The 23,397-nt window shown below is 67.1% G+C and carries 22 protein-coding genes; 16 read left to right on the plus strand and 6 right to left on the minus strand.

Features of this window, described 5'->3' with window-relative positions; genetic code table 11:
* Positions 1–151: 151 nt before the first annotated feature.
* From F595_RS0100530 to F595_RS0100545, 4 genes are read right to left on the minus strand one after another with little or no spacing between them, the layout of a single operon-like run.
* Complete coding sequence (locus F595_RS0100530; RefSeq protein WP_156873751.1) at positions 152–904, minus strand: hypothetical protein; 753 nt, start codon at positions 902–904, stop codon at positions 152–154.
* Positions 901–2,034, minus strand: coding sequence for a 3-dehydroquinate synthase (gene aroB / locus F595_RS0100535; protein ID WP_022954911.1), 1,134 nt, complete (start codon positions 2,032–2,034; stop codon positions 901–903). Before aroB ends, F595_RS0100530 begins: the two co-directional genes overlap by 4 nt.
* A gap of 20 nt (positions 2,035–2,054) precedes the next feature.
* On the minus strand, positions 2,055–2,585 hold the full coding sequence (aroK, locus tag F595_RS0100540) for a shikimate kinase AroK (protein ID WP_022954912.1): 531 nt from the start codon (positions 2,583–2,585) through the stop codon (positions 2,055–2,057).
* Positions 2,578–3,852, minus strand: a complete 1,275-nt coding sequence (locus tag F595_RS0100545) for a secretin N-terminal domain-containing protein (RefSeq protein ID WP_022954913.1) — start codon at positions 3,850–3,852, stop codon at positions 2,578–2,580. Before F595_RS0100545 ends, aroK begins: the two co-directional genes overlap by 8 nt.
* A gap of 136 nt (positions 3,853–3,988) precedes the next feature.
* Between F595_RS0100545 and F595_RS12060 the strand changes: the two genes are divergently transcribed.
* Positions 3,989–6,580, plus strand: coding sequence for a penicillin-binding protein 1A (locus F595_RS12060; protein WP_022954914.1), 2,592 nt, complete (start codon positions 3,989–3,991; stop codon positions 6,578–6,580).
* A gap of 16 nt (positions 6,581–6,596) precedes the next feature.
* Here F595_RS12060 and F595_RS0100555 read toward each other — a convergent pair whose 3' ends face one another.
* Positions 6,597–8,789, minus strand: a complete 2,193-nt coding sequence (locus tag F595_RS0100555) for a primosomal protein N' (protein WP_022954915.1) — start codon at positions 8,787–8,789, stop codon at positions 6,597–6,599.
* Between the two features lie 235 nt (positions 8,790–9,024).
* Here F595_RS0100555 and rpmE point away from each other — a divergent pair, with 235 nt between their 5' ends.
* From rpmE to tatC, 14 genes are all read left to right on the plus strand, one after another.
* Positions 9,025–9,240 carry a 50S ribosomal protein L31 gene (rpmE, locus tag F595_RS0100560; RefSeq protein WP_026913068.1) on the plus strand — a complete coding sequence of 72 codons (216 nt, stop codon included), beginning with the start codon at positions 9,025–9,027 and terminating at the stop codon, positions 9,238–9,240.
* 98 nt (positions 9,241–9,338) lie between these two features.
* Positions 9,339–11,099: an arginine--tRNA ligase gene (argS, locus tag F595_RS0100565; protein ID WP_026913069.1), complete on the plus strand. Its 1,761-nt coding sequence runs from the start codon at positions 9,339–9,341 to the stop codon at positions 11,097–11,099.
* Between the two features lie 24 nt (positions 11,100–11,123).
* Positions 11,124–11,831 carry an SPOR domain-containing protein gene (locus tag F595_RS0100570; RefSeq protein ID WP_022954918.1) on the plus strand — a complete coding sequence of 236 codons (708 nt, stop codon included), beginning with the start codon at positions 11,124–11,126 and terminating at the stop codon, positions 11,829–11,831.
* Positions 11,828–12,352, plus strand: coding sequence for an ATP-dependent protease subunit HslV (gene hslV, locus F595_RS0100575; RefSeq protein ID WP_022954919.1), 525 nt, complete (start codon positions 11,828–11,830; stop codon positions 12,350–12,352). Before F595_RS0100570 ends, hslV begins: the two co-directional genes overlap by 4 nt.
* A gap of 5 nt (positions 12,353–12,357) precedes the next feature.
* Positions 12,358–13,722: an ATP-dependent protease ATPase subunit HslU gene (gene hslU, locus F595_RS0100580; protein WP_022954920.1), complete on the plus strand. Its 1,365-nt coding sequence runs from the start codon at positions 12,358–12,360 to the stop codon at positions 13,720–13,722.
* A gap of 78 nt (positions 13,723–13,800) precedes the next feature.
* The gene (locus F595_RS0100585; RefSeq protein ID WP_026913071.1) at positions 13,801–14,532 is read left to right on the plus strand and encodes an FFLEELY motif protein; all 732 of its coding nucleotides are present in this window, start codon (positions 13,801–13,803) and stop codon (positions 14,530–14,532) included.
* Positions 14,529–15,341, plus strand: a complete 813-nt coding sequence (gene ubiE, locus F595_RS12065) for a bifunctional demethylmenaquinone methyltransferase/2-methoxy-6-polyprenyl-1,4-benzoquinol methylase UbiE (protein WP_022954922.1) — start codon at positions 14,529–14,531, stop codon at positions 15,339–15,341. Before F595_RS0100585 ends, ubiE begins: the two co-directional genes overlap by 4 nt.
* Before the next feature lie 32 nt (positions 15,342–15,373).
* Positions 15,374–16,051, plus strand: a complete 678-nt coding sequence (locus F595_RS0100595; protein ID WP_022954923.1) for a ubiquinone biosynthesis accessory factor UbiJ — start codon at positions 15,374–15,376, stop codon at positions 16,049–16,051.
* Positions 16,048–17,691: an ABC1 kinase family protein gene (locus F595_RS0100600; RefSeq protein WP_022954924.1), complete on the plus strand. Its 1,644-nt coding sequence runs from the start codon at positions 16,048–16,050 to the stop codon at positions 17,689–17,691. Before F595_RS0100595 ends, F595_RS0100600 begins: the two co-directional genes overlap by 4 nt.
* 52 nt (positions 17,692–17,743) lie before the next feature.
* A complete protein-coding gene (hisI, locus tag F595_RS0100605; protein WP_022954925.1) occupies positions 17,744–18,142 on the plus strand; it encodes a phosphoribosyl-AMP cyclohydrolase in 399 nt (132 codons plus the stop codon).
* Positions 18,135–18,470 carry a phosphoribosyl-ATP diphosphatase gene (locus F595_RS0100610; RefSeq protein WP_022954926.1) on the plus strand — a complete coding sequence of 112 codons (336 nt, stop codon included), beginning with the start codon at positions 18,135–18,137 and terminating at the stop codon, positions 18,468–18,470. Before hisI ends, F595_RS0100610 begins: the two co-directional genes overlap by 8 nt.
* Positions 18,471–18,503: 33 nt before the next feature.
* On the plus strand, positions 18,504–18,779 hold the full coding sequence (gene tatA / locus F595_RS12070) for a Sec-independent protein translocase subunit TatA (RefSeq protein WP_022954927.1): 276 nt from the start codon (positions 18,504–18,506) through the stop codon (positions 18,777–18,779).
* Positions 18,780–18,812: 33 nt separating this feature from the next.
* The gene (tatB, locus tag F595_RS12075) at positions 18,813–19,223 is read left to right on the plus strand and encodes a Sec-independent protein translocase protein TatB (protein WP_022954928.1); all 411 of its coding nucleotides are present in this window, start codon (positions 18,813–18,815) and stop codon (positions 19,221–19,223) included.
* Positions 19,220–19,975: a twin-arginine translocase subunit TatC gene (tatC, locus tag F595_RS0100625; protein WP_022954929.1), complete on the plus strand. Its 756-nt coding sequence runs from the start codon at positions 19,220–19,222 to the stop codon at positions 19,973–19,975. Before tatB ends, tatC begins: the two co-directional genes overlap by 4 nt.
* 88 nt (positions 19,976–20,063) lie before the next feature.
* On the opposite strand, the gene F595_RS0100630 is transcribed toward tatC, so the two are convergent.
* Positions 20,064–22,079, minus strand: a complete 2,016-nt coding sequence (locus tag F595_RS0100630) for a PhoX family protein (RefSeq protein WP_022954930.1) — start codon at positions 22,077–22,079, stop codon at positions 20,064–20,066.
* Positions 22,080–22,278: 199 nt separating this feature from the next.
* On the opposite strand from F595_RS0100630, the gene F595_RS14045 reads away from it, so the two are divergent.
* A complete protein-coding gene (locus F595_RS14045) occupies positions 22,279–23,379 on the plus strand; it encodes a hypothetical protein (protein ID WP_022954931.1) in 1,101 nt (366 codons plus the stop codon).
* Positions 23,380–23,397: the final 18 nt, after the last annotated feature.

The raw sequence follows: 23,397 nt of genomic DNA on the forward strand, positions 1-23,397 counted from the left end.
AGTCCAACTGGAAATTGGGGCTTTTCTGGTTTTCCTGCCATTTTGGCAAAAAAATGCACAAAATAAGTGCATAAAAGCACCGCAAACACAGTGAAAGACTCGCCATTGCACCAAAATAGATCAGCAACCCAGTCGCAGCCTGACAACGCGATCAGTCGCCCGCCTCAGCCGCTGTTGCCGGCAGGGAGGTCACCGGGACACCGCCCGGAACGGCCTCGGCAGCCGCCGGCGACGCCGGGACCACGTCGGGAGCGGGGCCGGTTGCGGCATCGGCGCCGGATGCCTCAGGCGTGACGATAACAGGAACCGGCTCCGGCAGCGCGGCATGCTGTTCCTGGTAATGCTTCCAGGAACGGGTCAGGGCCTGGCCAGGCAGATTGGGAATGGCCGCCGCGACATTCAGAGCCTCTTCGCGCGAGGCGAACTGGCCGTAGCAGACCGCGTAGCGGTAGACCACCTCGGCCTCGGGCTCGGCCGGATCCGGCATGACCGGCACCTTGAAATAGATGAAGCGATCGCGATCGGGGCGCATGAACAGGAATTCGCCGACCGCGCGCTCGTGCGTCATCATCGCCACCTGCAAGGTGTAACCGTCGGCCGGCTGGCTGTTCAGCCAGGCCAGGCCGCGATACTCCGGCGTGCGCAGCGGGGCAGTCGGCTCTGGCGGCACCGGCACGGCACCGCCATTGTCCTTGACCAGCTCAGGGAAGGCGCCAAAGCTGGCATCAAAACCGCTTTCCTGTGACAACGCGATGTTGCCCAGCAGGCGCTCGGTGATGACGGCGCGACTCGGCGACAGCGCCCAGGCCAGCACCAGACCGACCACGAACAGCAGCAGCAAGGCCCGCGCCAGACGGATCTGCGCGTCCACGCCGCCACCCGGCGTCGGCATGCCGGCGCTCATGCCGCACCCCCGGCCACCGTGGCACGGCCAAGCCCGGCACCTGCAGCCAGCGTCTCGCGCAGCAGAGCCGGATCAGCCGCATCGGTCACCACGGCCTGCCCCAGCGCCCGCAGCAGCACCAGGCGCAGGCGACCGTCGACATTCTTCTTGTCCACCGCCATGTGGCGCAGGAAGTCCTCGACAGCGAGCTCCCCAGGTGCCACTACCGGCAGCGCGGCACGCTGCAGCAGCACGCGCACGCGCGCCACGTCCGCCTGCGACAGCCAGCCCAGACGCCAGGACAGGTCGGCCGCCATCAGCATGCCGGTGGCCACGGCCTCGCCGTGCAGCCAGCTGCCATAGCCCATGCCGGTCTCGATGGCATGACCGAAGGTGTGCCCGAGATTGAGCAGGGCACGTACATCGTTCTGCTCCAGCTCGTCGGCAGCCACCACCTCGGCCTTGTTGATGCAGGAGCGCGCGATGGCCTCGCGCAGGGTGGCCGGATCACGCGCCATGAGGGCATCCATGTGCGCCTCCAGCCAGGCCAGGAACGGCAGGTCACGAATCAGGCCGTACTTGATGACCTCGGCCAGACCGGCCGAGAACTCGCGTGCCGGCAGGGTCGCGAGCACGTCGGTATCGATGACCACCACGCGCGGCTGCATGAAGGCGCCGATCATGTTCTTGCCCAGCGGATGATTGATGCCGGTCTTGCCGCCCACCGACGAGTCCACCTGTGACAGCAGCGTGGTCGGCACCTGCACGAAATCGACGCCACGCTGGTAGCAGGCCGCGGCAAAGCCGGTCATGTCACCGACCACGCCCCCGCCCAGGGCCAGCAGCGTGGCCTTGCGCGTGAAGCGCGCCTGCAGCAGGGCATCGAAGATCAGGTTGAGGTGCTGCCAGTCCTTGAACTGTTCGCCATCGGGCAACGTGACCGCCGCCACCGACAGACCGCCAGCCTCGAGCAGGCTGCGCACGGCGGCAGCGTACAGCGGGGCCACGGTGTCATTGCTGACAATCAGTACCTGGCGGCCGCGGATGTGCGGCAGCAGACAGGCCGGATCGCGAAACAGGCCGGCACCGATGTGAATGGGGTAGCTGCGGTCACCAAGGGCGACGGTAACGGTTTGCCGTGCGATGCTCATGTCCATCCTGCGTGTCGCGCTCAACGTGGGGGGCGCAAGCCCAGATCCTGAAGAATATGCCAGGCCACGTCACGCGCGCTTGCCCGTTCGGTCGGCATGACGTGATGCGCCACCTCGCGATACAGCGGGTCGCGCAAGGCCAGCAGCTCGGTCAGGCGGGCGCGCGGATCCGGCGTCTGCAGCAGCGGACGGTTGCTGTCGCGTGCCGTGCGCTCAAGCTGACGCTCGACCGAGGTTTCGAGATAGATCACCGTGCCGCGCGCATGCAGATGACGGCGGTTCTCTTCCCGCATGACGGCGCCGCCGCCAGTGGCGAGCACGATGTGGTGGCGACGGGTGAGCAGGTCGATGACCTGGGATTCGCGCTGACGAAAGCCGGCCTCCCCCTCGATATCGAAGATCCAGGGAATGTTGGCCCCGGTGCGTGCCTCGATCTCGTGGTCGGAATCGACGAACTCCCAACGCAGCAGATCAGCAAGCTGACGGCCTATGGTGGTCTTTCCCGCCCCCATGGGCCCGACCAGAAAAATGTTGTTGACCGCTTCAGCCATCGTCCTTCCCGATTGCCGGCAGTGCCGGCACAACGCCGTCCTCGGCAAGACGCGGCGTCACGAACACCAGCAGCTCCTGCCTGTCCTCGCGCCGCAACTGGCGACGGAACAGCACCCCAAGAACGGGGATATTACCCAGTCCGGGCACCCGACTGACACTGTTCGCGTGCTGCTGACGAAAAATTCCTCCCAGCATCAGGGTCTCGCCATGACGCATGCGCACCTGCGTGCTCAGGCGGTTGGTCTCGATGGCGCGGGCGCCGCTGGGCTGCAGCTCGCCGGGACTGTCCTGGCTGAGCCGTATGTCGAGCTGGATGTCACCATCGGCCGAGATGCTGGGCGTCACCTCCAGGCTCAGTTCGGCATGAATGAAGCGCGTGGTGCTGGCGCCACTCTGCGTGGTCTCCTGATAGGGAATCTGCTGACCGGACGCGATGCGTGCGGTCTGCTGCTCGGCGGTCATGACGCCGGGCCGGGCAATGATCTCGCCATCACCTCGCGACTCCAGCGCCGACAAGGTGACATCCAGGGTCTTGCCGTCGACCGCCAGCAGGCCGTAGCGCAGGCTGGACACATCGCTGCCGGCCACCGCCAGCGGCACCCGTGCCGCCACCGAGGGGCGCTGGAAGCCCCACTCCAGGCCGATCTGGCTGGCCCGCGTGCGCGACACCGCCGCCAGCCGGGTCTCCACCACCACCTGCCGGCCCGGCCGGTCGAGCACCTCCAGCCATGCCGGCCAGCGCGCCAGTCGACCGGCATGATCGGTCACCAGCAGGGTATTGGTGCGGGCATCGGCATCGACGCGACCGCGCGGACCGAGCAGGCGCTCGCCAGCGCCCGCCTCGGCAGCGAGCCGGGCCAGATCAACGGCACGGGCATGGCGCAGGGGGATCAGGCGGGTGTCCAGCGCCAGACGCGCTTCCTGGGCGGTCTGCCATTCACGGGCCTGGCGGGCCCGGAGCGCCAGCTCGTCGAGCGGAGCCACCAGCCAGCGCCGGCCCTGCCCGTCCCGCCCCCAGCCATGCCCGAGCAGAATGCCGTCCAGCACCGACAAGGCCGGCTGACGACTGACCCGCAGCGAGAGCCGGCCCTTCACCGACTCGCTCAGCGACAGGTCGAGCCCGCCGGCCTCGGCCACCTGCATCAGGATGGCGCGCGCATCCGCCTCCTGCACATCCAGCGTGATCAGACGCTCGGCCCGGGCCGGCAATGCCTGCACCATGAGCACAAACAGCAGCGCCCGCCCGCCCCGTTGCCCTGCCGTCATGACGCGCTCCCGACCAGACCCTGCATCAGGTGTAGCAACGGCCTGTCGGAGGCGCCAGCGGCAGGCGCGATTCCCTGCCACGGACTGACATATACTAGGCGCCCCGTCCGTGCCGGACTGCTTGCAGGTAGCCCCGATGACCGCTGTCTCGTCGTTTCGCCCGTTGCGCTGGCTGGGCCTGGCCCTGACCGGGATCACCCTCGGCGCCAGCGGCTCCTATCTCGCGCTCACGCCGCAGCTGCCGGACATCTCGACCCTCAAGGAAGTCCGCTACGAAACCCCGCTTCAGGTCTACACGCGTGACGGCAAGCTGATCAGCGAATTCGGCGTCAAGCACACCATCCCCCTGAAATACGCGGAAGTGCCCAAGCTCTTCATCCAGGCCTTCCTGGCCGCCGAGGACGATCGCTTCTTCGAGCACGAGGGCATCGACTATGCCGGCCTGGGACGCGCCTTCAGCGAAATCGTCACCACCGGCAACATCCGCTCCGGCGGTTCCACCATCACCATGCAGGTGGCGAAGAACTACTTCCTCAGCAACGAGCGCACGTTCAGCCGCAAGCTCACCGAAATCATGCTGGCCAAGCGCATCGAGGACTCGCTGACCAAGCAGGAGATCCTCGAGCTCTACCTCAACAAGATCTACCTGGGTCAGCGCGCCTACGGCATCGGTGCCGCCGCCAAGATCTACTACGGCAAAACCGTGAAGCAGCTGACCCTGGCCGAGATGGCGATGATCGCCGGCCTGCCCAAGGCGCCGTCGAAGTACAACCCGATCAGCAATCCGCAGCGCGCCCTGATTCGCCGCGACTGGATTCTCGGTCGCATGCTCAAGCTCGGCTACATCAGCAAGTCCGCTCACGCCCAGGCCGTGCGGGCACCGGTGGGTCTGAACTTCAAGGCCAGCCTGCAGGACGTGCAGGCCCCCTGGCTCTCGGAAATGGTGCGCGAGTCCCTGCTTGAGCGTTTCGGCAAGGACGTCTATGACAGCGGCTACAAGGTCTACACCACGGTGTCGGCAGCGGCCCAGAATGCCGCCAGCGACGCCGTCATCAGCGGCCTGCTGGCCTATGACCAGCGCCACGGCTGGCGCGGCGTCGAGGGCTCGGTGAAGAAGACCGCACTGAAGGAGCTGCGTCGCGTCGGCAACCTCGAACCGGCACAGGTGATCAAGGTCAGCGACCAGCAGATCACCGCGCAGCTGCGCAGCGGCGAAACCCTCACCCTGGGCCCGGCCACCTGGCGCTGGGCCCGCAAGCAGCTCTCCGTCGACAGCATCGGACCGGCGCCGCGCAGCGCCCGTGATCTGGTGGCTGTCGACGACATCATCCGTGTGCAGCCGGCAGGCAAGGGCTGGCGACTGGCGCAGATTCCGCAGGTGCAGGGCCAGCTCATCGCCATCAATCCGGACAATGGCGCCATCGAGGCCGTGGTCGGCGGCTTCGACTTCGGCCAGTCCAAGTTCAACCGGGCCGTGCAGAGCTGGCGTCAGGCCGGCTCCACCATCAAGCCGCTGATCTACAGCAAGGCGCTGGAGCGCGGCTACACGCCGGCCAGCCTGATCGACGATGCGCCGCTGACCTTCGGCGACTGGGAGCCGAGCAACTCGGACGGCGAGTTCATGGGTCCGATCACCCTGCGTCGCGCCCTCTACCTGTCGCGCAACCTGGTCTCGATCCGCCTGCTGCAGGCCGTCGGCGTCGACAGCGCCCGCGAATACCTGACCCGCTTCGGTCTCGACAAAAGCCGCATGCCGCGCGACCTGACCCTGGCCCTGGGTTCGGCCGAGGTGCTGCCGATCCAGATGGCGACCGCCTATGCCGCCATCGCCAACGGCGGCCTGCGCGTGCACCCCTATTTCATCGAGAAGGTTGTCGACCGCCAGGGCAAGGTGGTGTTCCAGGCCAATCCGCGCCGCGTCTGCCGTCCCTGCGAGCTGCCCATGGCCGCCCCGGTGATCACGTCGGACGGCCAGGCCGAGGCACCGGAAGTGATTCCGGTCAATCCGCCAGTTGCTGACGGTGCCATCGTCAGCACCGACGAGAACGGCATCCCCGGCATGATCTCCGGCAGCGGCAATGACATGAGCATCAGCGACCCCAGCCCGACCGTGTACACGCCGAGCTATCCGGTGGCACTGCGCATCATGCGCCCGCGCGCTGCCGCGCAGATGTACTCCATCCTGCAGGACGTGATCCGGCGCGGCACCGGACGTGGCGCGCTCAGCCTCGGCCGGGACGACCTGGCCGGCAAGACCGGCACCACCAACGAGGCGCGCGATGCCTGGTTCGCCGGCTTCAACGGCCGCATGGTGGCGGTCTCCTGGGTAGGCTTCGACGAGCCGCGCAGCCTCGGCAAGGTCGAATACGGCGGCTATGCCGCGCTGCCGATCTGGAACCAGTACATGGCCACGGCCCTGCGCGGCGTGCCCAGCACACGTCCGCCGATGCCGGCAGGCATGGCCACGGCACGCATCAATCGCCTGACCGGAGAAGCCGTCGCTGCCGATGATCCGGAGGGTGTGGACGAGCTGTTCCGAGCAGAAATGCGTCCCTCGCCCCCACCGAAACCGGTCGACCTGCCGCCAGAGGACGGCGCCATGGATGGTGTCAACAGCCCCGACGATGGTGACGTCCTGACCGCGCCGACTGACGGCGCATCGGCAGCATCTCCTGCCGAGCCAACGGCAGCACATGCGCCCGAGACACTCTCACCCGTGCAGCCCTGAGTGCGCCCTGCCCGGCCTAGACCAGCTCCTGCGGGTCGACGTCGACAGACCAGCGCACCTGACGCCCCTCCGGCAGACTCTCCAGCCAGGGCAGCAGCCGGCTCAGGGCCTGCTGCAGGCTGGCACGCTGCTCGGCCTTGAGCAGCAGGTGCACCCGGTGCAGACCCGCCTTGCGCGTCATCGGCGCTGGCACCGGCCCCCACGCCGCCACGCCGCCACCCGCGGCCATGACCTCGACCGCGGCTCGCTGCAGGAACTGCAGAGGACGCTCCAGCTGCACCGCCTCGGCACGCAGCAAGGCCAGATGACCGGATGGCGGCAACCCGAGCAGGGCCCGCTCCTGCAGCAGCAGACGGGCACAGGCCATGTGACCCTGCCCGAGCAGCACGGTCAGCAGCGGATGCTCGGGCTGCCGCGTCTGCAGCAGCACCTGTCCCGGGCGCTCGGCCCGACCGGCGCGGCCCGCCACCTGGACCAGCAGCTGGGCCAGCCGCTCGCCGGCCCGGAAGTCGGCACTGAACAGGCCGCTGTCACAGTCCGGAATCACCACCAGCGTGACATGGGGCAGATGATGTCCCTTGGCCAGCATCTGCGTGCCCACCAGAATCGCCGGACCGCCGCGCGTCACCTCGTTCAGCATGTCCTCGAGCGCGCCCTTGCGCCTCGTGCTGTCACGATCGACGCGATACATGGGCGCCTCCGGAAAACGCTGTCCCAGGCTCTCCTCCAGACGCTCGGTGCCGTGTCCGGCAGGACGCAGGTCGGTGCTGCCGCAGTCCGGACAGCTGCGCGGCGGCTGACGCTCATGCCCGCAATGATGGCAATGCAGGCGCAACGGTGACTGATGCAGGGTGGGACGCGCGTCACAGCGCGGGCAGTCCGCCTGCCAGCCGCAATCGTGGCAGAGCAGTACCGGGGCATAGCCGCGCCGGTTGACGAAGACCAGAACCTGCTCGCCACGCTGCAAGGTCTGCGTCATGGCGGTCAGCGCCGCCTGGCTCATGCCGCCCTCGAGCTTCTCGCCACGGATGTCCAGCAGGCGCACGGCGGGCGACTGCGCGCCGCCGGCGCGCTGCGTCAAGGCCAGCCGCCGGTAGCGTCCGGCCTGGACATTGGCCAGGCTCTCCAGCGCAGGCGTGGCCGACCCCAGCAGCACCGGGATGCCCTCGAGCTGACCGCGTCGAAGCGCCACGTCACGCGCGTGGTAGCGAAAGCCGTCCTGCTGCTTGAACGACAGGTCGTGCTCCTCGTCCACCACGATCAGGCCGGGATGGCGCAACGGTGTGAACACCGCCGAGCGGGTGCCGAGGATGATGCCGGCCTCGCCACGGCGTGCTGCCTGCCAGGCCTGCAGGCGCTGACGATCGCTGAGGCCGGAGTGCAGGCACGCCACCGGACAGCGGAAGCGCGCCTGGAAACGCGCGACCGTCTGCGGCGTCAGGCCGATCTCGGGCACCAGAACCAGCACCTGGCGACCTGCCGCGAGGACGGCCGCCATGACCTGCAGATAGACCTCGGTCTTGCCGCTGCCGGTAACGCCCTGCAGCAGCCACACCGCAAAGGCATCGAGATCGGCGATCACCGCCGCCACGGCAGCCGCCTGCTCGCTGTTGGCGACCAGGGCCGGCTGCGCCAGCGCTGGCGTCGGCAGCGCCACCTCGTGCACATCCGCAACCACCTCGACCACCTCGCGTGCGGCCAGCGCCTGCAGGCTGTCACGCGTCACGCCGAGCGCACGCAGCGCCGGTTCGCCCAACCCCTGCGGATGCGCTGCCAGCGCATCCCAGGCCGCCTGCTGACGCACCGCACGGCGCAAGGCATCGGGTGCCAGCGCGCGACCGCGGGCAGTAAGCTGCCAGCGCCGCAGCGGCTCCGGCTCGGCCGCCTCGCCCTGGCGCAGCAACACCGGCAGCATCTGGCTCAGGGCATCCCCGAGCGGGTGCTGGTAATAACGTGCGGCCCACAGCGCCAGCTGCCACAGCGTCGCCGGCAACACCGCGGCGTCATCCAGCACGGCCAGCACCGGCCGGAGCTTCTCCGCCGGCCAGACGCTGTCTGTCGCCACCTCGATCAGCACGCCGATGACCTCGCGACGACCGAACGGCACCCGCACCCGCACCCCCGGCTCAGGCACCGGCCAGCCGGCAGGCAGGCGATAGTCGAAGAGCTGGCGCAGCGGCGATGGCAGAGCGAGGCGAAGAACAGTCATGCGGCTAGCCTAGCACCCCGGGTCCGGCTTGCCAGCGCCAGCCTCGCGATGACTTGGCGAAATCCTGATCAGCCTCTATACTTCGCGGCCTTGTTGTGCCCGGCTGTGATCAAGAGACCTTCACGGTGGGCCAAGAGATCGGTCCGGCCTCGTGCCCGCGACTATGCCGACGCCTGTCGTCGACTGTCCGGGAGTGCGAGCCGACTTTCCCTTTCTCACTGATTTGGTGATCAAGATGCGCGCTGATATCCACCCGAAGTATGAAGCTGTAACCGTGACCTGCTCGTGCGGCAACGTGTTCGAAACCCGTTCCACGACCTGCAAGAACTTCTCCATCGACGTCTGCTCGGCCTGCCACCCGTTCTACACCGGCACCCAGAAGGTCGTGGACACTGGCGGTCGCATCGACAAGTTCAAGCAGCGCTTCGGCGCCCGCAGCTTCAAGAAGTAAGCTGCACCGCCCCGGAAAAGGCGACCTCTGGCGACAGGGTCGCCTTTTTTGTTGGTACAATCGCGACCGTTTTCACACCACCACGGTCAGATGCTCCGATGAAACCCGTGCTTGACGCGCTGTTGTCCTCCGCGATTGCCACCCTGCACCAGAACGGCGTGCTGCCCGCCGACTTCACGCCGGTCATCCAGCTTGACCGCACCCGCGATGCCGCACACGGCGACTGGGCCACCAACCTGGCGCTGGCGTCGGCCAAGGCCGCCGGTCGCAAGCCGCGCGACATCGCCGAGGCCCTGGTTGCCGCCCTGCCCGCCGATCCGGCCGTGAGCAAGGTCGAGATCGCCGGCCCCGGCTTCATCAACTTCTTCCTCAGCAGCGACAGCCGCTTCGCCGTCATACGGCAGATCCTGGATGACGTGACCGGCTTCTGCTCGCCGAACATCGGCCAGGGCGAGAAGGTGCTGCTGGAGTTCGTCTCCGCCAACCCGACCGGCCCCATGCATGTCGGCCATGGTCGTGGTGCCGCCTACGGCTCCACCCTGGGCAACCTGCTCAAGGCCACCGGCTTCGACGTGCACCGCGAGTACTACATCAACGACGCCGGCCGCCAGGCCGACGTGCTCGCCGTGTCGGTCTACGCGCGCTATCTGGAAGCCTGCGGCGAGACCGTGCAGGTTCCCTCGCGCGCCTACCCCGCCGACTACGTCAAGGACTGCGCGCAGGCGCTCATGGCCCGTGACGGCCGTGCCTGGTTCCGGCCCTGGGCCGACGTCGTCGCCGGCCTGCCGGAAGACCCCGAGGGCGAGGGCGACGACATCAAGGCCGGCAAGGAAACCTATCTCGACGCCATCATCAGCCGTGTGCGCGACCTGCTCGGCGCTGACTACCGCACGGTCCAGGACTTCGGCCTCGACACCCAGCTCGCGGCCATCCGTCACACGCTGGATGCCTTCAGCGTCGACTTCGACCAGTGGTACTCGGAGCGCACGCTGGCCGAGAGTGGTGCCATCGACCGTGCCGTGGCTCGCCTGCGCGAGCGCGGCCACGTCTACGAGCAGAACGGCGCGGTCTGGCTGCGCACCAGCGCGCTCGGCGACGAGAAGGACCGCGTGCTGATCCGCGACAACGGCATCCACACCTATTTCGCCGCCGACGTGGCCTACCACCTCGACAAGCTCGACCGCGGCTTCGACACCCTGATCGACGTCTGGGGTGCCGACCACCACGGCTACATTGCCCGCGTGCGCGCCGCCATCGAGGCCCTGACCGGTCAGGGCGACCGCTTCCACGTCGCGCTGATCCAGTTCGTCACGCTGTCATCAGGCCGCATGGGCAAGCGTTCGGGCAACTTCGTGACCCTGCAGCAGCTGATCGAGGAAGCCGGCAACGACGCTACTCGCTTCTTCTACCTGACGCGCTCGCCGGAGCAGCACCTCGAGTTCGACATCGACCTCGCGCGCTCGCAGTCCGCCGACAACCCGGTGTACTACCTGCAGTACGCGCACGCTCGTGTCGCCAGCGTGTTCCGCGAGCTGGAAACGCGCGGCTGGGCGCATGACCAGAGCGCCGGTCTTGCCGCCCTGCCCATGCTCGATGACAGCGGTCTGGATGATCTGCTCAAGCGTCTGGCCGCCTGGCCGGATGCCGTCGCCGCGGCCGCCCGCCAGCGCGCCCCGCACCAGCTCACCTATGCCCTGCGCGATCTGGCCCAGGCCTTCCACGGCTACTACAACACCCACAAGATGCTCATTGACGATGCCGCCGTGCGCAACGCGCGTCTGACCGTGAGCCTGGCGGTACAGCGCGTCATCGCCAACGGCCTCGGTCTGCTTGGCGTGAGCGCGCCGGATCGCATGTAAGCCGACCAGCAGAGGATACGTGTCATGGCCAAGAGCCCGCCCCCCCGGGGCGCCAGCCGTTCGCCTCGCCCCGGCAGCAACTCCGGCCGCCAGCATGCCCGTGGCGGCCGCCAGAGCGTCGCGCGTGCGCAGCAACGGCGTGGCAGCGCACCCGCCCGGCGACGCATCAAGCCCGGACGCATCGTGCTCGGCGTGCTTCTGCTGGCCACCTTGATCGCCGTCATCGTCTACGCCCGTCGCCAGGCGCCTGCCGATGTCGCCACCGTGCCGGCCGCGCTCGATGCCAGCGCAGGCAAGACTGCCGCCAAGCCCGCCGACACCAGGACCGAACCGGCGCCGGCCGAGCGCTTCGCCTTCTACGACATCCTGCCGCAGCAGGAAGTGCTGCCGACCCGTCAGCTCGACAATCGTCCGCCACCACGGCCGATGCCGGCCACCAGCGACAGCACCCGGACCGATGCCGTCGACACCACCCCCTACTGGCTGCAGGCAGGCGCCTTCCGGGATGGCGCCGAGGCCGAGCTGCAGCGCGAACGCATTCGCGAACTGGGCCTGCCCGGTCGTGTGCGTGAAGGCAGCGTGGACGCCGGCCCGGTCCTGCATCGCGTGCTGATCGGACCGCTGACCGGCCAGGAACGCCTGGACGAGGCGCGCACGCTGCTGGCGGAACAGGGCATCGATGCCATTCCCACCACGGCCCCGGCGCCGGCCACAGGAGATGCCACCCCATGACCACCATTCTTTCCGTACGTCGCGGCAACAGCGTCGTGCTCGGCGGCGACGGCCAGGTCTCGCTGGGCAACACGGTGATGAAGGGCAATGCCCGCAAGGTCCGCCGCCTGCACCGTGACCAGGTCATTGCCGGCTTCGCCGGCGGCACCGCCGACGCGTTCACGCTGTTCGACTACTTCGAGGCCAAGCTCGAGAAGCACAGCGGCCATCTCGTGCGTGCCGCCGTGGAAATGGCCAAGGACTGGCGCACCGACCGCACCCTGCGCCGCCTCGAAGCGCTGCTCGCGGTGGCCGACAGGCAGGCTTCGCTGATCATCACCGGCAACGGCGACGTGCTTGAGCCCGAGCACGGCATCATCGCCATCGGCTCCGGCGGCAACTACGCACTCGCCGCCGCCCGGGCCCTGGTCGACCACAGCGAGCTGTCAGCCGCCGAGATCGTCAAGTACGGCCTCACCGTGGCTGGCGACATCTGCGTCTACACCAACCATCACCACACGCTCGAAAGCCTGGACTGGTAACTGCCATGACTGCCATGACCCCGCGCGAAATCGTGCATGAACTCGATCGCCACATCATCGGCCAGACCGCCGCCAAGCGTGCCGTCGCCCTGGCCCTGCGCAACCGCTGGCGGCGCATGCAGCTGGCCGAGGACCTGCGCCATGAGGTCACGCCCAAGAACATCCTGATGATAGGCCCGACCGGCGTCGGCAAGACCGAGATCGCGCGTCGCCTGGCCAAGCTCGCCAACGCCCCCTTCATCAAGGTCGAAGCCACCAAGTTCACCGAAGTCGGCTATGTCGGCCGCGACGTCGAGACCATCGTCCGCGACCTCGCCGACATGGCCCTGAAGATGGTGCGCGAGCAGGCCATCGCCGGTGTCGGCCAGCGCGCTGACGAGGCCGCCGAAGACCGCATTCTCGACGTGCTGCTGCGTCCGGCGCGGGCCCCGGCCACGCCCTGGGACAGCACCACGCCACCGCCGGCGGCCGACAAGACTGACAACGCCACTCGCCAGCTGTTCCGGCGCAAGCTGCGCAACGGCGAGCTCGACGAGCAGGAAATCGAGATCGAGCTCAGCCAGGCCGCCCCCTCGGTGGAACTGATGACGCCGCCCGGCATGGAAGACATGGGCAACCAGCTGCAGAAGCTGTTCGCCGGACTCGGTGCCGGCAAGCAGTCGGCCCAGCGCCTGAAGATTCGCGAAGCGCTCAAGCGTGCGCGCGATGAGGAAGCGGCCAGGCTGGTCAGTGACGAGGACCTCAAGGCCCGCGCCCTGACGGCAGTCGAGCAGCAGGGCATCGTCTTCATCGACGAAATCGACAAGGTCTGTCGCCGTGGTGAAACCCAGGGCGCCGACGTGTCACGCGAAGGCGTGCAGCGTGACCTGCTGCCGCTGATCGAAGGCTGCACGGTGAACACCAAGTACGGCATGGTGAAGACGGATCACATCCTGTTCATCTGCTCCGGCGCCTTCCACCTCGCCAAGCCGTCCGACCTGATTCCCGAGCTGCAGGGCCGCCTGCCCATCCGTGTCGAGCTGGAGGCGCTGGGACCGAACGACTTCGAGCGCATCCTGACCGAGCCCAGCTTCTCGCTGACCGAGCAGTACAAGGCGCTGCTCGCCACCGAAGGCCTGCACATCAGCTTCCAGCCGGAGACCGTGCGCAAGCTCGCGGAAGTGGCCTGGCAGGTCAACGAGCGCACCGAGAACATCGGTGCCCGTCGTCTGCACACGGTCATGGAACGTCTGCTCGAACGCATCGGTTTCGAGGCCGCCGATCTCGCCAGCCAGTGTGGCGGCGAAACGCTGCAGATCACCCCGGCCGATGTCGACGAACATCTTGGCGCACTGGTTCAGGACGAAGACCTGAGCCGTTTCATTCTCTGATCGCGGAACCGTTTCATGGACAGCGCAGCACGCCGGCACGCAGACATGCCGGACCAGCACCCCGGTGAGGACCTCAGCATGTCGTTGACAGCAGCGGAACAGGAAACCAGCAGCGCCACGCGCATTCGTCACGGCATTGCCCGCTACCGCGCCTGGACACGCCACAGCGATGCCGATCTGGCCGCCGTGGTCGGCGCCGTGCAGCAGCTGCAGACCGCCCGCATGCGTGACACCCATGCCGACTCGCTGGCCAGTGCCACGCACGCGCCCATCACCGAGTTCTTCCTGAGCGAGATCTACACCGGCCTCGACCTCAACGAGCTGGCGCGCGAAATCGAGCGCGCCCTGCCGGTGGCGGTACGCATGCTGCCGGATTCGGTGATGCGCACCGCCGCCTTTGCCGTCGAGTGCAACGCCCTCACCGGCGAGCTTGACGAGGCCGTGGCCGCCGATCTGCTGGCACATGGCATCACTGCGCCGGACAGTGCCCAGCTCATCGCCAGCTACCGACGCCTGCAGCAGCGCGAGGCCAGGAACCAGCAGATCGACCTCCTGCGCGAGCTCGGTCTCGGTCTGGATCGCTATGTCCGCTCGCGTCTGATCACCGCGACCTTCAAGATGGCGGCGCGTCCGGCACGCATGGCCGGCCTGGCCGGCCTCTACGATTTCATGGCCAAGGGCTTTGCGGTGATGAAGCCGATGAGCTCGGTGGCCGACTTCCTGGACCTGTTCATCGCCCGGGAAAGTCGTATCCTCGACCGACTGGATGCCGGACACCCCGATCCCTTCTGCCCGCGAGACAGCGCATGACCGAGCGACGCCCCCTGCCCCCGGCCAACGGCCCCCTCGCCACTGGCGCACGCCCGGACGCGCAGGCCGCCGGCGAGACCACGCACTTCGGCTACCAGACCGTTCGCCGCGAGGAAAAGGCCGGCAAGGTCGCCGAGGTCTTCCACTCCGTGGCCGCCAAGTACGACCTCATGAACGACCTCATGTCACTCGGCATCCATCGTCTCTGGAAGCGCTTCGCCATCGAGATGTCGGGAGTGCGGCCGGGCCAGCGCGTGCTCGACATCGCCGGCGGCACCGGTGACCTCGCACGCGCCTTCATGCGCGAGGTCGGTGACCAGGGCCAGGTCATCCTCGCCGACATCAACGCCTCCATGCTTTCGGTGGGTCGCGACAAGCTGCTCGACACGGGCGAGACCCGCATCGCCTTCGTGCAGGCCAACGCCGAATGCCTGCCTTTCGCCCCCGGCAGCTTCGACCTCATCACCATCGCCTTCGGCCTGCGCAACGTGACCGACAAGGATGCCGCCCTGCGCTCCATGTACCAGTCGCTGAAGCCTGGCGGTCGCCTGCTGGTGCTGGAATTCTCCAAGCCGGTCATCGAGCCGCTGGCCAAGGCCTACGATGCCTACTCCTTCAGCCTGCTGCCGATGATGGGCAAGCTGGTCGCCAACGATGCCGACAGCTACCGCTACCTGGCCGAGTCCATCCGCATGCACCCGGACCAGGACACCCTCAAGGGCATGATGGAGCAGGCTGGCTTCGAACGCTGCGACTACCACAACCTCACGGGCGGCATCGTTGCCCTGCACCGGGGATTCCGTTTTTGAGCTCGACTCGCCAGGCCCTGCGGGAGGCCACCATGCCGTCACTGCCCTACGTGCTCGCCCTGCGTGCCGCCGAAACCGTGATCAACCGCGCCCTGCGCTACGACCCGGCCACCCGCCAGCGTCTGCAGGCACTGGATGGCAAGTGCCTCTTCGTGGAAACCGAATCGCCGCGCCTGAGCGTGATGCTGCGCATCCAGGGCGAGCGCATCCGCCTCGGCAGCGAGCCGGACCAGCGCCCGCATGTCACCATCGAGGCTCAGAGCGCCGCTCTGCTCAAGCTGGCACTGGCCAAGCAGCCACAGCTGATTGGCGGCCCGCTGCGCATCCAGGGCCAGGTCCAGGTCATCGAGCAGCTGCATGCCATCGCGCGGCAGATGGACATCGACTGGGAAGAGCCGGTGGCCATGCTCTTCGGCGACATCACCGGACACCAGGTCGGCCAGCATCTGCGTGGCCTGTTCGGCTTCGCTCGCCAGGCAGCGCGCACCTTCGTCATGAACAGCCAGGAGTACCTGCGCGAAGAGCAGGCCCTGCTGCCGGCACGCTGGGAAATCGACGAGTTCATCGAGGCCACGCGTGATCTGCGCGCCGACACCGAGCGCCTGGAGGCGCGTCTGCAGCGCCTGGCGCAGCGGGCTGCCGCCGTCCTGGCACGCAACGCGGCGCCGGCCTCGTCCGGCAGCACGACACGCCACGGGGATGCCTCATGATGAGCCACGCGCTGCGCCTGCTGCAGATCTGGAGCATCTGCGCCCGCTACCGCCTGGACAGCCTGCTGCCACCACCGCCGAGTCTGGCGGCCCGTCTGCTGCTGCTCGCCTTCCGCCTGCACCCGGCGTGGTGGACCGGTGCCTCGCGCGCCAGCCAGCCTGACCATGTGCGTCGCGCCTTCGAGGAGCTGGGGCCGCTGTTCATCAAGCTTGGCCAGCTGATCTCGACCCGGCGCGACCTGCTCGCCCCGGCGCTGCTCGACGAACTCGCGCAGCTGCAGGAAAACGTCGCCCCCTTCCCCACCGAGCAGGCCCGGGCGATTGTCGAGCGCGAACTGGGCACGTCCCTCACGGAACGCTTTGCCCGTTTTGACGACCAGCCGCTGGCCGCCGCCTCCATCGCGCAGGTGCATACCGCCGCCCTGCTCGACGGCCGCGAAGTCGTGATCAAGGTGCTGCGCCCCGGCGTCGCCGAACGCATCCGCACCGACATGGCCCTGCTGCACCGCTTCGCCGAGTTCGCCGCCGAGCATGAGGCCCTGCGCGTGCTGCCGCTGCAGCGCATCGTTGCCGACTACGAGCGCACCCTGCTCGACGAAACCGATCTCGCGCGCGAAGCCGACAACACCCGTCGCCTGCGCGAGAACTTCAGCAACTCGCCGCTGTTCTACGTGCCCGAAGTGCATGACGCCAACGGCAGCCGCGAGATCATGATCGCTGAGCGCATCGAAGGCGTGCCGATCACCGATCACGCCACCTTCGCGCGCCTCGGCATCGATCGCCAGCGCCTGGCCGAGAAAGGCCTGACCATCTTCTTCACCCAGGTCTTCCGCGACAACTTCTTCCACGCCGACATGCATCCCGGCAATGTCTACGTGGAAACCGGCAACCCGGCCGACCCGCGTTTCATCGGCCTCGACTGCGCCATCGTCGGCTCGCTGCCCACCGACGACCAGCTCGCCATCGCGCAGATCCTGCTGGCGCTGATCCAGCGCGACTTCACCCAGCTCGTGCGCGTCGCCGCCCAGGCCGGCTGGATTCCCGCCGGGGCTCCGCTAGACCGCATCGCCACCGAGGTGCGCCGTCTGGTCGAGCCGGTACTGACCAAGCCCATCGACCAGGTCCAGCTCGCGCCCATCCTCGCCGGCCTGCTCGACCTGTCACGCGTGCATGGCCTGCTGATTCCGCCGCAGTTCGTGCTGCTGCTGAAGACCCTGATCCACATCGAAGGCCTGGGTCGCGAACTCTACCCGGCGCTGGACATCTGGAGTCTGGCCCAGCCCCTGCTCAAGCAGTGGCTGCAGGACCGGCTCGGCCCCAAGGCGCTGCTCAAGCGCTTCACCGAAGACACGCCCATCCTGCTTGCCGGCCTGCCCGACATGCCGCAGCTGGTCTTCGACGCCCTGACCCAGATGCGCCAGGCCGGCCATTGGCAGAGCCGTCAGCTCAGCGAGCTGCATGGTCTCAAGCGTCAGCTGGTGCGTGGCCGCAAGCAGGATTTCCTGGCCTGGACCGGCGTGCTGGCGGGCTGGACCCTGATTGCCAGCGCCGCCTTGTCGACGCCGCTGTTCACCGCCGCGCTGCCGGTGGGCGCCGTGCTGATCGGCATCAGCCTGGGCTGGCGCCTGCTGGCCAACTGACGCCACTGCCGGCTTGCGCTATGCTGACTCTCATTGTCTCAGGAACTGTCCGATGACCGCTGAAACCGACTGGCTGAACGAGGTCCGCTGGGATGCCCAAGGCCTGGTGCCTGCCATTGCCCAGGACTGGCAGACCGGCCGCGTGCTCATGGTGGCGTGGATGAACCGCGACGCCCTGATCCTGACCGTCGCCGAGCAGCGCGGCATCTACTGGTCGCGCTCGCGCAACCGCCTCTGGCGCAAGGGCGAGGAGTCCGGCCACATCCAGCGCCTGCATGAACTGCGCCTGGACTGCGACGGTGATGTCATCGTGCTGCAGGTCGAGCAGCTCGGCGGCATGGCATGCCACACCGGCCGCACCTCCTGCTTCTACCGCCGCCTGGTGGATGGCCAGTGGCAGGTCGTCGACCCCGTGCTCAAGTCCCCTGACGAGATCTACCGCCATGTCTGATGTCTTCGCCGAACTGTCGCGCGTGCTCGCCGAGCGCAAGACCGCCTCGCCCGACAGCTCCTACGTGGCCAGCCTCTACCACAAGGGCCTCAACAAGATTCTCGAGAAGGTCGGCGAGGAATGCACCGAGACCCTGCTTGCCGCCAAGGATGCCGAACGCTCCGGCGACATTGACGAGCTTGTCTACGAGACAGCCGACCTCTGGTTTCATACCTTGGTCATGCTGAGCGCGTTGAATGTGCACCCGGATCAGGTACAGGCCGAGCTGGCTCGCCGCTTCAACCTGTCCGGCCTGGCGGAAAAGGCATCCCGCACCGCCACCGATTGATGTCCACTGCGCCCCAGGGCGAGGAGAAAACCCATGTCCGGTCTGTCACTGCCCCACATCCTGCTGCTGCTCGCCGTGGTCATCCTGATCTTCGGCACCTCCAAGCTCAAGAACCTCGGCAAGGACCTCGGCGGCGCCATCAAGGGCTTCAAGGACTCGATGAAGAACGAGGACGACACGCCGCCGGCTGCCCAGCCGCCGGCCCAGCTCAGCCAGCAGACCCCGCCGCCGGTGGCGCAGCAGCCGGCCGCCACGCTGCAGACGCCGACCGCGGCCGGCACCCCGCCCCAGGGCGGCCAGCAGCAGTGAATGCCGGCGGCAGCCTGACCGGAGAGCCATAGCATGTTTGATGTCGGCTTCAGCGAGCTGCTGCTGCTCGCCATCGTCGCCCTGGTCGTGCTCGGACCGGAAAAGCTGCCGCACGCCGCGCGCATGACCGGCGCCTGGGTCGGACGCATCCGCCGAACCATTCTCAGCGTGCAGGCCGAGATCGAGAACGAGGTTGCGGCCTCGGAAATGCGTGCCCGCATCCAGGCCGAGCTCGAGCGCGCCAAATCCGCCATGCCGGATCTGTCACTCGACGAGAACCGCATCGCGCCGCCACGACCGGCCAGCGACACCGCCACTGACGTCGCGCCAGCGCCGGTCGTCGAACCGGAATCTCCGGCCACGGTGCCCGATGCCGGCGTCCGTGACAGCGCCGACAAGGTCGCGCCCACCACCTCCGCCAGCGAAGCATCCCGCCATCCATGAGCCAGCTCCCCGTCTCGCCCGACACCGCGGAAATGCCCCTGGTCAGCCATCTGATCGAGCTGCGCACGCGCCTGATGCGCGTGCTCGGCCTGCTGCTGGTGATGTTCTTCTCGCTGGTCTATTTCGCCAACGACATCTACGAATGGCTGTCCCTGCCGCTGCGCGCGCTGCTGCCGGCCGGCAGCACCATGATCGCCACCGACGTGACCTCGCCGTTCATGGCGCCGTTCAAGCTGACCTTCTTCGTCGCCCTGTTCGCCTCCATTCCCTACATCCTGGTGCAGATCTGGGGCTTCATTGCGCCAGCGCTGTACCAGAACGAGCGCCGCATCGCGATTCCGCTGGTGATCTCCAGCGTGCTGCTGTTCTACGCCGGCATCGCCTTCGCCTACTTCATCACGCTGCCGGCCATCCTCGGCTTCTTCACCCAGATCGGTCCCGAAGGCGTCGCCATCATGACCGACATCAATCTCTACCTGGATTTCGCGCTCAAGCTGTTCCTGGTGTTCGGGGTCACCTTCGAGATTCCGGTCGCGGTGCTGGTGCTGATCGTCGCTCGCGTCATCAGCTGCGACTCGCTGGCCGACAAGCGCCGCTACATCATTGTCGGCTGCTTCTTCGTGGCCATGTTCATCACGCCACCGGATGCCCTGTCGATGGCCATGCTGGCCATTCCCATGTGGCTGCTGTTCGAGACCGGTCTGTTCTTCGGCCGCATCATCGAGAAGCAGCGCAGGCAGGCAGCTGACTGAGTCCTCAGGGCCCGGTCATCCGTTGCGCATGAAAAAGCCCCGGGTGTTTCCGGGGCTTTTTCCACCATGCCGCTACGCCGGCAGGTGATCAGACACCGACCACCCCGCCATCGTTCTTCCAGATCACCACGGTCGCCGAACGCGGCCGACCCATGCTGCCGGTGATGCCCGGCTCGCCTTCCGGCCAGTTGCTGAACGCCGCGGCATCGGTCAGCAGCAGGCTGTCACTGACGGCGTTCGGACCACTGTTCTCGCCGGGGTGCTGGATGTTGATGAACACGGTCTTCTGGTCGGGCGTGAACGTGATGCCGGTGACCTCACAGCCATCCGGACCGACCAGGAAACGGCGAATCTCCTTGCTGACCGGATCGGCCACCAGCATCTGGTTGTTGCCCTGGCCGGCATTGCGGCCGGTGTTGGCATTGCTGCCGTCAGTCTGGATCCAGAGCAGTCCGTTGGGCGAGAACGCCAGGCCGTCCGGGCTGTTGAACGTGTTGTCGACGGTGACATTGGACGACCCCAGGTTGAGTCCGGTCTGGCCGGCTGCCGGCGTAGGGTTGCCTGCCAGCACGAACAGATCCCACTCGAAGGCCAGCGCTGCGGCATCGCCACCCGCCTCACGCCAGCGGATGATCTGACCGAAGCGGTTGGCAGTGCGAGGGTTTGCATCGTCGGTGACACTGCGACCACTGTTGTTGGTCAGCGTCAGATAGACTTCGCCGCTGCGCGGATGCACGGCCACCCACTCCGGACGGTCCATGCGCGTCGCCGCGACCGCATCCGCTGCGAGACGGGTCTTGATCAGCACCTCGCCCTGATCGGCGAAACGGGCATCAGCCGCCAGCACCGGATTGGCGACCTTGTCGAGCAGGACCCACTCGCCGACACCCATCATGTCACCGCTGACATCCCCGTTGAGGAATCGCGCCACGTAAAGCTTGCCGGTGTCGAGCAGGTTGCGGTTGTTGGCGAGATTGCCTTCGATGTACTTGCCCGCCGACACGAACTTGTAGACATAGTCATTGGCCTGGTCATCTCCCATGTAGACAACGACACGACCATCCGCAGCCAGCGTCATGGCGGCATTCTCGTGCTTGATGCGTCCGAGCGCCGTGCGCTTCCGAGGCAGTGATGTCGGATCGAACGGATCGATTTCGACGATCCAGCCGAAGCGGTTGGCCTCGTTGGGCTCCAGCTCGTAATCGAAGCGGTCATCCAGCTCGTGCCAGCGGTAGCCGGAACCGGATGCGCTGATGCCGTAACGCAACAGGCTGGCGTCGGCAGGCGCAGTGCCGGAATTGGCACCGAAGTAACCGTTGAAGTTCTCTTCGCAGGTCAGGTAGGTGCCCCAGAGCGTGAAACCGTTGCCGCAATTGTTGAGCGTGCCGTAGGCAATGCGACCGCTGGTCTCGGTACTGGTCTTCATCAACGCGTGTCCGGCGGCGGGACCGGTGATCTGCATCGGGGAATTGCCGGTCAGGCGACGGTTGTACGGGGAATCGATCTGGACTTGCCAGGCCCCCGACACGCGCTTCACGTGCAGCACGGAAATGCCGTGACCATTCTGTGCCTTGAGCACCTTGTCCAAGGTCCAGACATCCGGATAGGTCTGGCCGGCCTCGGGCTTGTAGAAATACTCGAGGTTGATGTACTCGTGATTCATCACCAGCAAACCTTCATCGCTCTGCGTGGCACCGTCGAGCGGGAAGAAATGCATGCCGTCGTGGTTGTCGCCGACCTGCAGGGCCTGGTCGGCAGCAGTTTCGGACGCATCGCCTTTCCAGGCCGGGGACGTGCTGAAGAGTGGCGAACCCCAAGGCGCCATGACCTGATAACTGTAGCCGGACGGCACGATGACCTGACCACCACTGCTCGCCGGCACCGCTGAAAAGCCCAGTCTGGCTGCCGGGGCCACAACTGCCCCTCCAGAGCTGCTGCCACCGCCGCCGCAAGCACTCAGCGTGCCACCCATGAACAGCGCTGCCGACAAGCCGACACCGCTCTTCAGCAGGGTACGACGCGACATCGCGCGCTCGACGACCTCGTTGAAATGAGGATGATGCTCGGGGCTGACGGGAATGTCTTCCTGATCAATCAATTTCATGTCACTAACTCCGGATGGTAATTGCCTGGTGCAGGCGACTGGCTAACCGGAATGAGTCTGTGGATGATGCGTTACAGTTCGCTGAAGGTCCTGTGACCATTTTCGTTTCGTACTGGTTTTGTAACCCGTATCGCCAGCCACTGACAAAATCGCTACGATCAGTCACGAAAACAACAAGCTCCCTGGCAGGTATTCCCTCATGCAACTGCGCGTACTCGCTCTCGCCGCCGCCATCGCCCTGACCGGCTGCAGCGAAGATGAAGCCCTCGAAAACACCAGCACCACCGGCGGCGACAGCGCTGGCGAAGTCGACAATGGAAATGACAACGGCTCCGATGATGGCGGCACCGATGACAATGGAGGCAACAACGACGGTGGCGATGGCGGCGACGATGGATCGGGCGGGGAAACGACTGGTTATGGCATCCCCGGACCGGCCGACCCGCTGCAGGCCGTGCTTCAGGATCAGCTCTTTGCAGCCCTGATCGGCGGCAGCGCCCAGGCACCCGAACAGCTGCCGGCCGAAGCCGTGCTGACCTGCCTCAATGACACCGTGTCGATCAAGGCCGTAGACCTGATCGATGCCCTCGCTGCCGATGCGGCCGCCGGCCAGGCCGCGCTGACCGCACCGCAGGACAGCCAGCTCGCTGTCAGCGTCCAGGACCTCCTGCTCTCCACTGGCGGTCTGCTGCTGTCACTGACCGGCGACACCTCCTGCACGCTGGATCCGGAAGCAGGTACCGGCCTCCCGCTGCCAGGCGACCTGCCCAGTGAATTCCCCGGTTCGCCGGATGACTTCACGGCACTGCTGACCATGCTGCAGGAAGGTGGTGGCGGCAATCTGCCGCTGAGTCCGGCCATGCTGGGCGAGATCACCACCCAGCTCGATACCGTCATCGCCCAGATCGAACAGAATGGTGGCGAACCGGCTGCACCGCTGGTCAGTGCCCTGACGGTGGTCTCCGGCCTGCTTGATGGCGTCATCGGCGTGCTGACGCTGGGTGCCGACGATCCGGCAGCCGTGCCGGGGGCCATCGAGTCGCTGCTGACCGGTCTGGCGGGCAACCTGACCGCCCTCGCACCATCCGGTGCCGGCGGCTTCAATCCGGACCAGCTGACCAGCCTGCTCGATCCATCCCAGCTCACCGGGCTGTTCGAGGCCTCCCCGATTCCGATGCCGGGCGCTGAAGGCTTTGACCCGGAAGCCGCCTTTGCCCAGTTCACCGGTGCCTTCGACACCCTGGTCAGCACGCTGACCGGTCTCTTCGGCTCCTCGCCGATCCCGGTCCCGACGCCGTAAGCGCGCACCACACCCGCT

The sequence above is a fragment of the Perlucidibaca piscinae DSM 21586 genome, from assembly GCF_000420045.1.
Lineage (GTDB): Bacteria > Pseudomonadota > Gammaproteobacteria > Pseudomonadales > Moraxellaceae > Perlucidibaca > Perlucidibaca piscinae.